The sequence below is a fragment of the Streptomyces sp. CB01201 genome (genome assembly GCF_002803085.1).
GTDB lineage: Bacteria > Actinomycetota > Actinomycetes > Streptomycetales > Streptomycetaceae > Streptomyces > Streptomyces hundungensis.
In genome coordinates, this window is the sequence record NZ_NNBJ01000031.1 from 39,222 (window position 1) to 53,604 (window position 14,383).

General features: G+C 70.7%; 14 protein-coding genes. 6 read left to right on the forward strand and 8 right to left on the reverse strand.

The features are described from left to right. Window positions 1–181: 181 nt before the first annotated feature. The 4 genes from CG740_RS37915 to CG740_RS37930 are packed head-to-tail and all read left to right on the forward strand — an operon-like array spanning window position 182 to window position 3,798. Window positions 182–1,294, forward strand: a complete 1,113-nt coding sequence (locus CG740_RS37915; RefSeq protein WP_100579876.1) for an ABC transporter substrate-binding protein — start codon at window positions 182–184, stop codon at window positions 1,292–1,294. Between the two features lie 45 nt (window positions 1,295–1,339). Next, window positions 1,340–2,158, forward strand: a complete 819-nt coding sequence (locus CG740_RS37920) for an ABC transporter ATP-binding protein (protein WP_100579877.1) — start codon at window positions 1,340–1,342, stop codon at window positions 2,156–2,158. Then, a complete protein-coding gene (locus tag CG740_RS37925; protein ID WP_100579878.1) occupies window positions 2,145–3,050 on the forward strand; it encodes an ABC transporter permease in 906 nt (301 codons plus the stop codon). Before CG740_RS37920 ends, CG740_RS37925 begins: the two co-directional genes overlap by 14 nt. Before the next feature lie 7 nt (window positions 3,051–3,057). Then, window positions 3,058–3,798, forward strand: coding sequence for a sirohydrochlorin chelatase (locus CG740_RS37930; RefSeq protein ID WP_100579879.1), 741 nt, complete (start codon window positions 3,058–3,060; stop codon window positions 3,796–3,798). A gap of 167 nt (window positions 3,799–3,965) precedes the next feature. On the opposite strand, the gene CG740_RS37935 is transcribed toward CG740_RS37930, so the two are convergent. Continuing rightward, window positions 3,966–4,598 carry a mycothiol-dependent nitroreductase Rv2466c family protein gene (locus tag CG740_RS37935; protein ID WP_100579880.1) on the reverse strand — a complete coding sequence of 211 codons (633 nt, stop codon included), beginning with the start codon at window positions 4,596–4,598 and terminating at the stop codon, window positions 3,966–3,968. Window positions 4,599–4,724: 126 nt separating this feature from the next. Here CG740_RS37935 and CG740_RS37940 point away from each other — a divergent pair, with 126 nt between their 5' ends. Continuing rightward, on the forward strand, window positions 4,725–5,585 hold the full coding sequence (locus CG740_RS37940) for an aldo/keto reductase (RefSeq protein ID WP_100579881.1): 861 nt from the start codon (window positions 4,725–4,727) through the stop codon (window positions 5,583–5,585). On the opposite strand, the gene CG740_RS37945 is transcribed toward CG740_RS37940, so the two are convergent. From CG740_RS37945 to CG740_RS37965, 5 genes are all read right to left on the reverse strand, one after another. After that, entirely contained in the window at window positions 5,573–6,145 is a 573-nt protein-coding gene (locus CG740_RS37945; RefSeq protein WP_100579882.1) for a DUF1697 domain-containing protein, read from the reverse strand. The two genes, CG740_RS37940 and CG740_RS37945, sit on opposite strands and share 13 nt — an antisense overlap. Before the next feature lie 87 nt (window positions 6,146–6,232). Next, window positions 6,233–7,438, reverse strand: a complete 1,206-nt coding sequence (locus CG740_RS37950) for a S8 family peptidase (RefSeq protein ID WP_100579883.1) — start codon at window positions 7,436–7,438, stop codon at window positions 6,233–6,235. Window positions 7,439–7,722: 284 nt separating this feature from the next. Next, window positions 7,723–9,039 (reverse strand): ABC transporter substrate-binding protein, encoded by a 1,317-nt coding sequence (locus tag CG740_RS37955; protein ID WP_100579884.1) that lies wholly within the window; start codon window positions 9,037–9,039, stop codon window positions 7,723–7,725. Continuing rightward, entirely contained in the window at window positions 9,039–9,878 is an 840-nt protein-coding gene (locus tag CG740_RS37960) for a carbohydrate ABC transporter permease (protein WP_234376735.1), read from the reverse strand. The genes CG740_RS37955 and CG740_RS37960 overlap by 1 nt, the downstream gene beginning before the upstream one ends. Then, window positions 9,875–10,831, reverse strand: coding sequence for a carbohydrate ABC transporter permease (locus CG740_RS37965; protein ID WP_234376736.1), 957 nt, complete (start codon window positions 10,829–10,831; stop codon window positions 9,875–9,877). The genes CG740_RS37960 and CG740_RS37965 overlap by 4 nt, the downstream gene beginning before the upstream one ends. Before the next feature lie 128 nt (window positions 10,832–10,959). Here CG740_RS37965 and CG740_RS37970 point away from each other — a divergent pair, with 128 nt between their 5' ends. Further along, window positions 10,960–11,925 (forward strand): phosphotransferase, encoded by a 966-nt coding sequence (locus tag CG740_RS37970; RefSeq protein ID WP_100579886.1) that lies wholly within the window; start codon window positions 10,960–10,962, stop codon window positions 11,923–11,925. Window positions 11,926–12,028: 103 nt separating this feature from the next. Here CG740_RS37970 and CG740_RS37975 read toward each other — a convergent pair whose 3' ends face one another. After that, window positions 12,029–12,751, reverse strand: coding sequence for a 3'-5' exonuclease (locus CG740_RS37975; protein ID WP_100579887.1), 723 nt, complete (start codon window positions 12,749–12,751; stop codon window positions 12,029–12,031). 109 nt (window positions 12,752–12,860) lie between these two features. Further along, a complete protein-coding gene (locus CG740_RS37980; RefSeq protein ID WP_100579888.1) occupies window positions 12,861–14,096 on the reverse strand; it encodes an SAV2148 family HEPN domain-containing protein in 1,236 nt (411 codons plus the stop codon). Window positions 14,097–14,383: the final 287 nt, after the last annotated feature.

Genomic DNA, 14,383 nt, shown 5'->3' on the forward strand with positions numbered 1-14,383 from the left:
CGGCAGCGGCCAGGGCGGGGTGTCGCGATGTGCGCGATGACGTACGCGCACCGCTCGCGCGCCCGGCTGCACCACCACCAGCACCACCTCACACACCACCGAAGACCTGCCGACTTCCCGGCCGCGTACCGGAGTTGAGACTCCCTACGTAAGCACCGGGCCTCCGAGAGGACACCCTCCCGTGCCTGCCAGCTCCACCTTGAGGCGCAGCCTCGTCGCCGCCGCCACCCTGCCGCTGCTGTTCGGTGCGCTCGCCGCCTGCGGCTACGGCTCGTCCGCCGACAAGAGCGACGCCGGGAAGGCCTCTCCCGCCGCCAACGGCGCGAAGCTCTCCGCCGACTCCGTGAAGATCGGCTACTTCCCGAACCTGACCCACGCCACCCCGCTGATCGGCGTCCAGGAAGGGCTCTTCCAGAAGGAGCTGGGCGGCACGGCCGTCAAGACGGCCACCTTCAACGCCGGCCCCTCCGAGATCGAGGCGCTCAACGCGGGCTCGATCGACATCGGCTGGATCGGCCCCTCGCCGGCCATCAACGGCTTCACCAAGTCCAAGGGCCAGAGCCTGCGCATCATCGGCGGCTCGGCGTCCGGCGGGGTGAAGCTGGTGGTCAACCCCAGCAAGGTGAAGTCGCTCGACGACCTCAAGGGCAAGAACATAGCCACGCCGCAGCTCGGCAACACCCAGGACGTGGCGTTCCTGAACTGGATCGCCGAAAAGGGCTGGAAGGTCGACGCGCAGAGCGGCAAGGGCGACGTCAACGTGGTCCGCACCGACAACAAGATCACCCCGGACGCCTTCAAGTCCGGCTCGATCGACGGCGCCTGGGTGCCGGAGCCGACCGCCTCCAAGCTGGTGTCGGAGGGCGGCAAGGTGCTGCTCGACGAGTCCGACCTGTGGCCGGACAAGCAGTTCGTGATCACCAACATCATCGTGTCGCAGAAGTTCCTCAAGGAGCACCCCGACGTCGTCGAGGCGGTCCTGCGCGGCTCGGTGAAGACCAACGACTGGATCTCGGCCCACCCCGACCAGGCGAAGGCCTCCGCGAACGAGGCGCTCAAGAAGCTGTCCGGCAAGGCGCTTCCGGCGGACATCATCGACCCGGCGTGGAAGTCCATCAAGACCCTGGACGACCCGCTGGCGGCCACCCTCCAGGCACAGGCCGACCACGCGGTGAAGGCCGGTCTCCTCAAGAAGCCGGATCTGAGCGGCATCTACGACCTGGCTCCGCTCAACAAGGTCCTCAAGTCCCTGGGCAAGCCTGAGGTCGGCGACGCCGGTCTCGGCGTCAAGTAGTCCACCCACCCGGCCGGTTCACAGGTTTCCCAGGAGGTGACGACCATGGCCACCGCACTCGCCAAGGCCACGGACCGCACGGCGGCAGCGCACGAGTACGCCGCCCGCATCGAGCACGTCTCGAAGTCCTTCGACGGTCCCGCGGGACCGCAGCTCGTCCTCGACGACATCACCCTCGATGTCGCACCGGGCGAGTTCGTCACCCTCCTGGGCGCCTCCGGCTGCGGAAAGTCGACGCTGCTCAACCTGGTCGCCGGGCTCGACGCGCCGACCGCGGGCGCCATCGAGACGCCCGGCGGACGCCCGGCCCTGATGTTCCAGGAGCACGCCCTGTTCCCGTGGCTGACCGCGGGCAAGAACATCGAACTCGCCCTGCGGCTGCGCGGGGTGGCCAAGAGCGACCGGCGCGACCGGGCCGAGGAACTCCTGTCCCTGGTCCGCCTGGAGGGCGCGTACGGCAAGCGCGTGCACGAGCTGTCGGGCGGTATGCGCCAGCGCGTCGCGATGGCCCGCGCGCTCGCCCAGGAATCCCAACTCCTGCTGATGGACGAGCCGTTCGCGGCCCTGGACGCGATCACCCGGGACGTCCTGCACGACGAGCTGACCCGCATCTGGCGCACTGCGAACACGGGCGACTCCGTCGCGGGCAACCTGTCGGTGCTGTTCGTGACCCACAACGTGCGCGAGGCGGTCCGGCTCGCCCAGCGCGTGGTGCTGCTCTCCTCGCGTCCCGGCCGCGTCGCCCACGAGTGGACGGTGGACATCGAGCAGCCGCGCCGCATCGAGGACGCCGAAGTGGCGGAGCTCTCCGTCGAGATCACTGAACAACTGCGTGGGGAGATCCGCCGCCATGGCCAGCACTGAGACCACTGACGTCGAGACCACCGCCGTCAAGGACTCCCCCGGGCTCGGCAGCCTCGAAGCGGGCCTCGACGCGCTCGAAACCGTGCAGTCCCACCGCACTCCGGTGCGCGAGGTGCTGGTCAAGAAGGTCCTGCCGCCGCTGAGCGCGATCGTGCTCGTCCTGGTGGTGTGGCAGGTCCTGGTCTCGGCGAAGGTCACCGACGAGTACAAGCTGCCCGCACCGTCCGCGGTGTGGTCGAGCCTGACCGACATGTGGCTCCAGGGCACCCTGCTCGACGTCGTGTGGACGAGCGTCTCGCGCGGACTGCTCGGCTTCCTGCTCGCCCTGGCCATCGGAACGCCGCTGGGTCTGCTGGTGGCCCGGGTCAAGTTCGTGCGGGCGGCCATCGGCCCGATCCTGTCCGGCCTCCAGTCGCTGCCGTCGGTGGCCTGGGTGCCGCCGGCCGTGCTGTGGCTGGGCCTCAACGACTCGATGATGTACGCCGTGATCCTGCTCGGCGCGGTCCCCTCCATCGCCAACGGCCTGGTCTCCGGCGTCGACCAGGTGCCCCCGCTGTATCTGCGGGCGGGCCGCACGCTCGGCGCGACCGGGGTGCGCGGCGCCTGGCACATCCTGATGCCGGCCGCGCTGCCGGGCTACCTCGCGGGCCTCAAGCAGGGCTGGGCGTTCTCCTGGCGCTCCCTGATGGCCGCCGAGATCATCGCCTCCTCGCCCGATCTCGGCCTGGGGCTCGGCCAGTTGCTGGAGAACGGCCGCAACAACTCCGACATGCCCGGCATCTTCCTGGCGATCTTCCTGATCCTGATCGTGGGCATCGCCATCGACCTGCTGATCTTCAGCCCGCTGGAGCGCAGGGTGCTGCGCGGCCGCGGTCTGCTCGTGAAGGGCTGAGCCGCCCGTGCACCGCCCGGTCCTCCTCGTCATAGCGCACGGCAGCCGCGATCCCCGGCACGCCGCGACCGTGCACGCCCTGGTCCGGCGGACCCGGGCGCTCCGTCCCGGCCTGCGCGTGGAGACCGCGTACCTGGACTTCAACGCCCCCTCGGTCCCCCAGGCCCTGGACCGCCTGGCCGCCGAGGGAGTACGGGACGTGGTGGCCCTCCCGCTCCTGCTGACCCGCGCCTTCCACGCGAAGGCCGACATCCCGGCGGCCCTCGACCGCGCCCCGGCCCGCCTGAACATCCGCCTGGCGGATGTCCTCGGCCCCTCCCCGCTGCTGCTCGCCGCACTGGAGCGACGGCTGTACGAGGCGGGCCTGACGCCCGCCGACAAGCGCTCGACCGGGGTCGTCCTGGCCTCGGCGGGCTCCACCGACCCGGAGGCGATCGCAGTGATCGCTGAAATCGCGCGGGAGCTGCGGCACACCGGTTGGTGCGCCGTGCGGCCTGCGTTCGCCTCCGCGGCACTGCCCCGCACGGAGGACGCGGTACGCGCCCTGAGATCCGAAGGCGTGCGCCGCGTGGCAGTAGCCCCCTACGTCATAGCCCCCGGCTTCCTGCCCGACCGCATCGCGCGGGGTGCCGAGGAAGCGGACATCCTGTCCGAAGTGCTGGGCGCTGCGCGGGAGTTGGCCGACCTGCTCCTGCACCGCTACGACGAGGCACGGGTACGGGACGGGGTGCCGGCGCTGTCCGCGTAGGGGCACAGCGGCGGACGGCTCCGAACCCACCGGCCGTGGCCCGAGGTCCCCCTGCCCCGAAGGCCCCGCGCAGAGCCCTCGCCCCTCCGGGATCCCGGAGCCGAGCACCTTGGGGGTGCGGGCGGGGCGGAGTGGGGCCACCATCCCCGCGCCGGCCGGGACCCACCTCAGTCGAACCGCAGACCCCCCGTCCGCGTCCGCTTCAGCTCGAAGAAGTCCGGGTACGCCGCGATCGTCCGCACGCTGTCGAAGAGCCGCGCCGCCTCCTCGCCGCGCGGGATCGAGCCGAGCACCGGCCCGAAGTAGACCTTGCCGTCCAGGTGCATGGTCGGGGTGCCGACATACCCGTCTTCGGCCGGGTCCTTGCCCGCATCGTGGCTGCGCCGCACCGCCTCGTCGTACGCCGGGTCGTGCGCGGCACCGGCGAGCGCGGCCGGGAGACCCAGCTCCGCGAGGGCCTGGACGATCACCTCGTCGAAGTCCTGGTTCTTGTCCTGGTGGATGCGCGTGCCGAAAGCGGTATACAGGTCGCGCAGCACACCGTCCCCGTGCGCTTCGGCCGCGGCCACGGCGACCCGGACGGGCCCGATGGACCGGTCGACCAAATCCCGGTACCAGTCGGGCAGTTCATTGCCGATGTTGTGCAGATACAGACTCATCGGCCGGAACCTCAGCTCGATGTCCCGGTGTTTCTCCACCTCCAGCATCCAGCGGGAGGTGATCCAGGCGAAGGGGCAGGCGGGGTCGAAGTAGAAGTCGACGGTGGCGGGTTGCGCGGACGCTGACGCGGTGTCGTTCATACCCCGACCCTAGCCCGCCATTGGCCCCCGCCTCTGGGCCATTGCCGCCTTGGTCGACTGGGCCACTTCGGCTCTCGGCCCCACCCCCGCCGGACGAAGCCCGAACCCCTTCGATACCGTCGCAGCATGATCCCTGAGACCCCCGAGACCTTCGTCCTGGGCGGGGACCGCCCCCTGCGGCGCCTCGGCTTCGGCACCGCGCAGCTGACCGGCCCCGGTTACTGGGGACCGCGCGGGGCTCGGGGGGACGCGCTCGCCCTGCTGCGCCGGGCCGTCGAGCGGGGTGTCACGCTGATCGACACCGCCGACAACTACGGGCCGGACCTGGCCGAGGAACTCGTCGCCGAGGCCCTGCACCCGTATCCGGCCGATCTGGTGATCGCCACCAAGGGGGGTGTCGTACGCACCAGCGACAGCGCCTGGCACATCGAGGGCCGGCCCGAGCGGCTCCGGGCGATGTGCGAGGCGAGTCTGCGCCGACTGCGGGTGGAGAGCATCGACCTGTACCAGCTGCACCGGCTCGACCCGGACGTCCCGATGGCCGAACAGCTGGGCGCGCTGGAGGAGTTGAGGAACGAGGGCAAGATACGGCACATCGGCCTCGACAGCGTCACGCCGGAACAGCTGGAGCAGGCGCTCCCGTTGGCCCGCATCGCCTCGGTGCAGAACCGCTTCAACCTCCTGGACCGGGAGTCGGAGGCGGTCCTCGCCCTCTGCGAGGCGCACGGCCTGGCGTTCCTGCCCTGGTTCCCGCTGGCCAACGGCGCGCTGACCGGGGGCGCGGCGGCCGCGCTCGACCGGATCGCCCATCGGCACCGTGCGAGCAGGGGCCAGATCGCCCTGGCCTGGCTGCTGCACCGCTCACCCGTGCTGTGCCCGACACCCGGCACCGGCTCGCTCGACCACCTGGAGGAGAATCTGGATGCCGCCCAAGTCAAGCTCACGGACGACGAGTTGGGGGCACTCGACGCTCTTCAGCCGGCCTGAGCATCACCGGCCGCCCGCGTCATCTCCACCAGGGCCTTGACGGTGTTCCAGTTGCGGGAGGTCGCGTCGACGCCCTTCAGCAGCCCGGGCCGGGACAGGGCGGCGGCCAGCTGTGACGTGCCGAGGCCGTCGGGCGCGTACAGATAGAGCACCTGATCGCCGAGTCGGAACTCCTCGGGGAGGTAGGCCGACGCGTCGATGGAGGCGAACCGCTCCGCGGTCACCGGCGGGCCGGCGAAGAAGGTGGCGTGCAGCTGCTTGCCGGCCAGCTCCTCGGCCGGGAAGGGGCACGCGTCCAGGACGGACCGCAGATAGGGCCCGGTGCGCACCATGCAGGCGACCTCGAAGCCGAAGCGCTCCTCGATGGCGGCCGCCAGCTCGGCGGCGAGGGCGTCCGGGTCCCGGGACGCACTGGTGAAGACGGCGTTGCCGCTGTTGAGGTACGTCCTCACCTGGCCGTGGCCCAGCTCCTCCAGGATGTTCCGGAGCTCGGCCATGGGAACCTTCTTCTTCCCGCCCACATTGATGCCGCGCAGCAGAGCGGCGTACGTCGTCGTCATGGCCCCACAGTAGGGCCCCGCGGGACGGCCCCCGCGCCCCGTGGGGGACGGGCGCGGAGGCCGTCGTTCAGTGCTGCCGGGCGGTGTCTACTCGACGACCTTCAGCAGCCTGTTCGGGGTGCCCGGGCTCGCGTTGGAGATCTTGTCCGCCGTGGCGCCCTTGGTGAGGGCGTCGGAGACCTGGGCGGGAGTGGCGTCCTTGTGCCCGGCCAGGTAGACCGCCGCGGCGCCGACGACGTGCGGGGTCGCCATGGACGTGCCGGAGATGGTGTTGGTGGCCGTGTCGCTGGTGTTCCAGTCGGAGGTGATGTCCGATCCGGGGGCGTAAAGATCCACCACGGAACCGAAGTTGGAGAAGTCGGACTGCTGGTCGTCCTTGGTGGAGGAGGCGACCGTGATGGCTTCCTTGACGCGGGACGGCGAGCCGTTGCCCGCGTCCGCGGACTCGTTGCCGGCCGCCACACCGAAGGTGACTCCGGAGGCGATCGCCTTCTGGACGGCCGCGTCGAGCGCCGGGTCGGCCGTCCCGCCGAGGCTCAGGTTGGCGACGGACGGGCCCTTGTGGTTCTTGGTCACCCAGTCGACGCCCGCGACGACCTGGTCGGTGCTGCCGGAACCCTGGTTGTCGAGGACCCGCACTGCGACGATCTTCGCCTTCTTGGCCACGCCGTGCTCGGCGCCCGCGATGGTGCCCGCGACATGCGTGCCGTGGCCGTTGCCGTCGTCGGCCTTGTCGTTGTTGTCGACCGCGTTGAAGCCGTAGGAGGCCCGGCCGCCGAAGTCCTTGTGGGAGATGCGGACTCCGGTGTCGATGACGTACGCGGTGACACCGTCGCCCGCGCTGTCGGGATAGGTGTACTTGCCGTCGCCCGCGGTCGCACTCTGGTCGATCCGGTCCAGGCCCCAGGACGGCGGGTTCGCCTGCTCCGCGTTGATGTGGAACTTCTTGTTCTGCACGACCTTGCCGACGGACGGGTCCGCGGCGAGCCGCTTGGCCTCGGTCTGTGTGAGACCGCTGGCGGAGAAGCCGTTGAGGGAGGAGGAATAGTCGCGCTGGAGCTCGCCGCCGTACTCCTCGGCGAGCTTGCGCTTGGAGTCGGCCGTGGCCGACTTGTCCAGCAGGACGATGTAGCTTCCGTCGACCGCGTCCTTGGCGTCGAGTCCGTAGACCGCGCCCTCGGCGGGGGCGGCTCCGGCGAACGAGGAGCCCAGCGTGATGAGTCCGGCGGTCGCCGCCACGGCGGCTATGCCGGCGGTGAGTTTGGTCCTGCTCGCGCGCTTGTGAGTTGCCATGAAGAGGGGTCTCCTCGTCACTATGTGTGGGGGGTTTGCCTACCGGAAGGAAACTTTCCGGGGCTGGTTCGAAACCCTTGCCGATTGACGCGCGCAGATCAAGGACTTCATACGGCTGTGACTTAGCCAACAAGGTTTCGTAATGCGAAAGCCACCCAGGCGGGAACAACTCGGGCTTTATGGAGGGCCGATGGACACTCTGCGTGAACCCGACCCTCTCCGCTGCGTACTCAACTCGCTTCCCGCAGAGGGCATTTGGGCTGGAATCCGCACCGCCTTCCCCCTCAGCGCCGATAGCGCGCGAGCACCCGGTTTCCGTCCTCGACCAGGCGCTTCTTCAGCTCGGCCGTGTCGATCGCCCCGCTGTAGTACTCCTGAAGAGCGGGCGTGGCGACCTTGTCCTTCCACTCCGGGTAGCCCCGTACCGACTGCGCGGGTGCCGAGCGCAGATGGGGGGCGAGCGCCGCACCCGTCGCCCAGCCGTCCTCGACGGTGTGCAGGGACGGGTCCTTGAGGGCTTCCGTTCCCGTCGGCAGCATCCAGTCACCCTTGGCCAGTCGCACCATGTGCGCCGGGCTCAGCAGGAAGTCGATGAACTCGGCGGCCTCCTTCTTGTGCCGGCTGTCCTGGGCCACCGACAGGGTCTGCGGGCTGACGCCCTGGTCCAGGCCCGCGCTGCCGGCGGGTGCGGGCAGTACCGTCCACGCGAAGCCGGGCGGCGCCTGCTGCACGATCTGCTGACGGTAGGAGAACCCCAGCGGCACCATGGCGTACTTGCCCGCGAAGAACCCGGGCAACGTGTCCGAGCCGCCCATGCCGAGGGTGGTACGGGCGGCGCTCCTGTCGGTGTTCACCTGCGCGTTGACGGTGTCGGGGACCACCGCGTCGCCCGCCGTGAACTCCACCTTCGCCCTGCCCTCGCCATCGCGCGTGAAGAGCCGGCCGCCCGCGGAGAGGGCCAGGTTGAGCGTGACCGAGACCGGCTCCTTGAGCGGCCAGGCCACCCCGTACCTGCCGTTCCCGCTCAGCTCCTTCGCCACCTGCCTGAACTCCGGCCAGGTCCAGGGGTGTTCGGGCGTGGAGATCCGGACCCCCGAGGCCTTGAGGATCTTCGTGTTGGCGATCAGCACCCTCGGCTCCTGGAGGAACGGGACCCCGTACACCCCCTTCCCGAAGGTGGTCGTCTGCCAGCTCCGCGCCGGGATGGCGTCCTTGAGCCGCTCGGGCAGCGCTCCGCTCAGATCCGCGAGGTAGCCGCCGTAGGCGAAGTCGGCCAGGTCGTCGGAGGCATCGTGGATGACGTCCGGCGCCTCACCGCCCTCGAAGGCGGTGAGCAGCTGGTCGTGCACGGTGTCCCAACTGCCCTGGACGTACTGGACCTGGACGGCTGGGTGCGTCGCGTTCCACTCCTCGACCAGGGTCTTCGTGGCATCCACGGACTCCTTCTGCCAGGCCAGGGACTGGAAGCGGAGCGTGATCACCCCGTGCGCGTCCGAGCCCGACCCGTTGCCGGAACACCCGGCGAGCAGTGGCAGCAGGAGCGCGAGGGCCGCCGCCACCCTCAACAGGGCGCTGCGCGACCCCTGTTCACCGTTTCGCATCAGCTCTTCACCGCCCCGGTCAGCATGCCGCCGGTGATCCGCTTCTGGATGATCGCGAAGATCACCAGGGAGGGCAGGGTGGCGAGGAAGGCTGCCGCGGCCAGCGGCCCGAGGTCGGCGACGCCCTCCGCGCCGAGGAAGTGGGTGAGGACCACGGGCAGGGTCTGCTTCTCCGGGGTCTTGAGGAGGACGAGCGCGAAGAAGAACTCGTTCCACGCCGTGATGAACGCGAAGAGCGCGGTGGCCACGATGCCGGGGGCGAGCAGGGGCGCGGTGACCGAGACGAGGGTGCGCAGGCGCCCCGCGCCGTCGACGGCCGCCGCCTCCTCCAGTTCGGCGGGCACGGCGCGAACGTAACCGTTCAGCATCCAGAGCGCGAACGGCAGCGACCACACCACGTACACCAGGACGAGACCGCCCACCGAGTTGATCGCGTGCAGGTTCTTCAGGACGAGGAAGAGCGGAATGATCAGCAGCACGAACGGGAACGCCTGGCTGATCACCACCCAGCCCGTGGCGGCGGCCGCGAGGCGGCCTCGCCCGCGAGCCGTGACGTACGCCATCGGCGTGGCGATCAGTACCGCGATGACGGCGGCCGAGACGGCCGCGACCAGGCTGTTCAACCCCGCGTGCAGCAGCGGCTGTTCGTCGAAGGCCTGCCGGAAGTTGTCGAGGGTGGGGTGGCGCGGGATCCAGGTCGGATGGAGTGAGCCCAGTTCGCGCGGCGACTTGAAGGCGGTGGAGATCAGCCAGAGGAAGGGAAAGGCGAGGAACACGAGATAGGCGAGGAGCGCGAGGTACTGCCCGGTGCGCCCCAACACCTTTGTGCGGGAGTTCACTTGTCCCTCCCTTCGTTGATGCGGCCCACCAGGAAGAGGGCGAGGCAGACGGCGATCACGGCGACCATCACACAGCCCATGGCCGCCGCGTATCCGAACTGGCCGTAGCGGAAGGCCTCTTCGTAGGCGAAGAGCATCGGAAGCCGGGTGCGGCCACCCGGTCCGCCGTTGGTCAGGACATAGACCAGGGCGAAGGAGTTGAAGTTCCAGATGAAGTTGAGCGCCGTGATCGCGAGGGCCACCGGTTTCAGGGCGGGCCAGGTGACCGCGCGAAACCTGCGCCAGGCGCCGGCGCCGTCGATGGCGGCGGCCTCGTGCAGTTCTCGCGGGGTGTTCTGGAGTCCGGCGAGGAGGGCGACCGTCGTCTGGGGCATCCCGGCCCAGACGCCGACCAGGATCACGGCGGGCAGGGCGGTGGCGAGACCGGTCAGCCAGTCGTGGCCGTCGCCGAACCCCAGGGTGCGCAGCGTCTCGTTCAGGATGCCGGCGTCCGGCTGGTAGACGAGGCGCCACATGATGCCGACCACGACCTCGGGCATCGCCCAGGGGATGATCGCGAGTGCCCGGGCCAGCCAGCGGAGCCGGAGCCTCTGGTTCAGGAGCAGAGCGAGGCCTAGCGCGAGCAGGAACTGGGGGACGGTGACCCCGACCGCCCACAGCAGGCCGATCCGGAACGACTCCCAGAACAGCCCGTCGTGCGCCAGATCACGGAAGTTGAGCAGCCCCACCCACCGGGTCGCGGTGGTGCGACCGGACTGGGAGTCGGTGAAGGCCAACGCGATGCCGTAGAGCAGCGGGCCCACGCTGAGCACCAGAATGGGCAGGAGCGCGGGGAGCACCAGGAACCAGGCGCCACCGCCATGCCGGTCCCCGCCTCTGCGTCCGCTGCTTCCGGGAGGTCTGTTCGTCGGCTTTGTGGTGGCTGACCGCGTACCGGCGGTCACTGATGTCACCTTTTCCACCCCTTTGTCCAGTAATGCCGAACAGCCCCCGTCATCGTGCTGACGGTCCGTCCGTTCGTCAAGACGACCTGCGTGAATGCGAGACTTGGCCGGGACCTGACGATCACCGGGAGACACCTATGGACGAGGCACGGGCACGCGAACTGCTGGCCGCGGCGGCGCTGAACGACCCCGGCACCCTTGCCGGAACCGCGACCGCCGAGCTGCTGGCCCTGGGCGAGAACGCGGTCTTCGCCCTGCCCGGCGCGGACTCCGCCACCCCCACCGACGCGGGCGCGGGCACCGGCACCGGCACCGGCACCGGCACCGGCACCGGGCACGGCCTGGTCGTCAAGGTCGGCCGGGATGCCACCCGGCACCCGGAACTTCTGGAGCGTGCCGAGCGCGAGGTGGCCGTCGCGACCTGGCTCGCCGAGGCCGGCGTACCCGCCGTCCGGGCCGCGGAGCCGAAGCCCCGCCTGGTCGAGGGCCACCCGGTGACCGTGTGGCACCGGCTGCCCGCAGGGGAGCGGCCGGCTGCCCCCGCCGATCTGGCCGCGCTGCTACGGCACGTCCACGCCCTGCCGGCGCCCGCCTTCCCGCTGCCGCGCCGTGAACTCCTGGGCGGCGTCGAGCGCTGGCTACAGCTGGCCGGCGAGGCGATCGACCCGGCGGACGCCGCGTATCTGCGCGCCCGCAGGGACGGCTTCGCCGAGGCGGCCGCCGCGCTCACCCCGTATCTTCCCGTCGGTCCCATCCATGGCGACGCCCTCCCCCGCAATGTGTCCATCGGCCCCGACGGGCCGGTCCTGGTCGATCTGGAGACCTTCTCCGCCGACTTCCGCGAGCACGACCTGGTCGTGATGGCGCTCTCCCGCGACCGGTACGGGCTGCCCGCCGAGCAGTACGACGCGTTCGTCGAGGTCTACGGCTGGGACGTCCGCGAGTGGGACGGCTGTGCCGTTCTGCGCGGTGCGCGCGAGACGGCCAGCTGCGCCTGGGTCGCCCAGCACGCTCCGACCAACCCGAAGGCGCTGGACGAATTCCGCCGCCGGGTCGCCTCGCTGCGCGACGGGGACGCCGAGGTACGCTGGTACCCCTTCTGAGCGGCGACGCGAGCGGGCCGGACCGCTCCCCACGACCCTCGCGCGGGCGGGACCCAACTGCGGACCGGGTCAGCCGTGAGCCGGGCTCAGCCGTGAGCCGGGGTCAGCCGTGAGCCGGGGTCAGTTCGCGCAGCGGCCAGGAGCCGTCGATCACCGCGTCCGCGGTGCCCTTCCGGCGCAGGAACTGCTGGAAGTCGGCCGCCCAGTCGGCGTACCACTGGATCTGACGGTCATGCAGCTCCGCCGGTTCGAGCCGCGCCACCTGCGGGTGGCGCTCGGCTATCGCCACCGCCACCCGGGCCGCCGCGAGGGCGTCGGCCCCCGCGTCGTGCGCCGACTCCAGGACCACTCCGTACTCGGCACACACCGCCTCCAGGGTGCGCTTGCCCTTGCGGTAGCGGTCCACCGAGCGGTCGATCGTGTACGGATCGACCACCGGGCCTATGGGCGCTCCCCCCAGCCGCTCGCCGAGCGAGGGCAGTTGGTGGCGGCGCAGCTCGGCGGCGAGCAGCGTCAGATCGAAGGCCGCGTTGTAGGCGACCACCGGCACGCCCCGGCGCCAGTGGGCGGCCAGGGTCTCCGCCACCTCGTCGGCCACCTCGGCCGCCGGCCTGCCCTGGGCCGCGGCGTGTTCACTGCTGATCCCGTGGACCGCGGAGGCCTGCGCCGGGATCCGTATCCCCGGATCCGCCAGCCAGCCGCGCTGCCCGACCACATCGGCGCCCCGCACTTCGACGATCGCCGCCGTCACGATGCGTGCCTCGCGCGGCTCGGTGCCGGTCGTCTCCAGGTCGAACCCGACCAGCGGTTCCAGGTGCCAGCTCATGCTGTTGCCCCTCCTTCGTGGTGCTTTCCCCCAGTTGACGACCACCCTCGCACGCGCCACTGACAATCGGCCGGGCGGCCGGAATCCACCAGGGAATTCTCACCATGAATCAGGACACAGGACGCGAATCCACCCAGACTGATTCAAATTCCTCGCGGTACGTCTCGAAGAGGCCGTGCTCGACGTCCTGGCCCGGCCGCACCACGCCCCGCCGGCCGCCGCCGCGCAGCACCAGCACCGGCGCCTCCATCCCCCGCGCGCGGCGCAGATAGGACTGGACGACCGCGAGGCCGTCCGCCCCGTCGCCGTCCACCAGATAGGCGGTGAAGCGCGGGGTCTCGTCGAAGACCTGGATCTCGAAGGCCCCCGGGTCGCGGAGCGCCGTCCGCACCCGCCGCATATGGAGAATGTTCATCTCCACCGACCGACTCAACTCGCCCTTCTTCAAACCGAGTTCGCGCTCCCTGCGCTTGACCGCGCTGCTCGCCGGGTTGAGGAAGAGCAGCCGGACGCGGCAGCCGGTCTCGGCCAGGCGCACCAGACGGCGGCCCGAATAGTTCTGCACCAGGAGATTGAGACCGATGCCTATCGCGTCCAGGCGCCGGGCGCCGCCGAAGAGGTCCTCGGCGGGCAGCTGGCGCTGGAGCCGCACCCGGTCGGAGTGCACGGAGACGACATCGGCGTACCGGTCGCCGACCAGCTCCTCGACGGCGTCGATGGGCAGGCGGTGCGCGGCCGGGGCACCGCCGGCGCCGCCGAGCACGTCCAGGAGCCGCGCCGAGGCCCGTTCGGCCTGGGCGAGCACCGCCTCGTTCAGGGCCCGGTTGCGGGAGACGACGTTGCGGGCCACCTCCAGCTCGTCCAGGGCGAGTTCGACATCGCGCCGGTCGTCCACGTACGGCTCGAAGCACGGCCAGTGCTGCACCATCAGCTCCCGCAGCTGCGGGAGCGTGAGGAAGCTGAGCACGTTGTCGTCGGCGGGGTCGAGCAGATAGCCCTTGCGGCGCGAGACCTCGCGCACCGCCACGGCCCGCTGGACCCACTCCTGGCCGGCCGGTCCGGCCGCTGCGACCACCCAGTCGTCGCCGTGCACCGGTTCGTAGATCGGCCGGAGCACGGCGGCCACCACGGCGCGCAGCCGCTGCTCCACCAGGTTCAGCCAGATGTAGGCGCGCCCGGCCCGCTGCGCGCGCGTACGCACCTCGCTCCAGGCGTCCGCGCCCCAGTCCAGCTCCGCCCCGATCTCCATCGGACGCGCCAGGGATACCGCTCCGGGCGGGATGTCGCCGGACTCCCCCTCATGACCCGTGTCACCAGGGGGCAGCTCAAGGCCTCCCGAGCTCACCCACGCACCGCCTTCCGCCCCCGGCACACCCCTGCGGGCCCGGCCCGCCCCCGCACGCCCTTCAACGATCAAGGAAGGGTACTCCGGGAGCAGGAGGCGCTGCATCCCGATCACGCGTCGAGTTTGCCAACTGGCCCGAGGATACGGCCTGTTCTGATGGGCACTATCTGACGGGGTGAGCCGATTCATAGCGCGTGCACCGCGCGCGCCGGACCCGGGTCACCCATTGGCGCACGCGGACGTCCCGGGTGACGGTCGTTTTTTCAGGGAGGATCTGGCCGAACAGC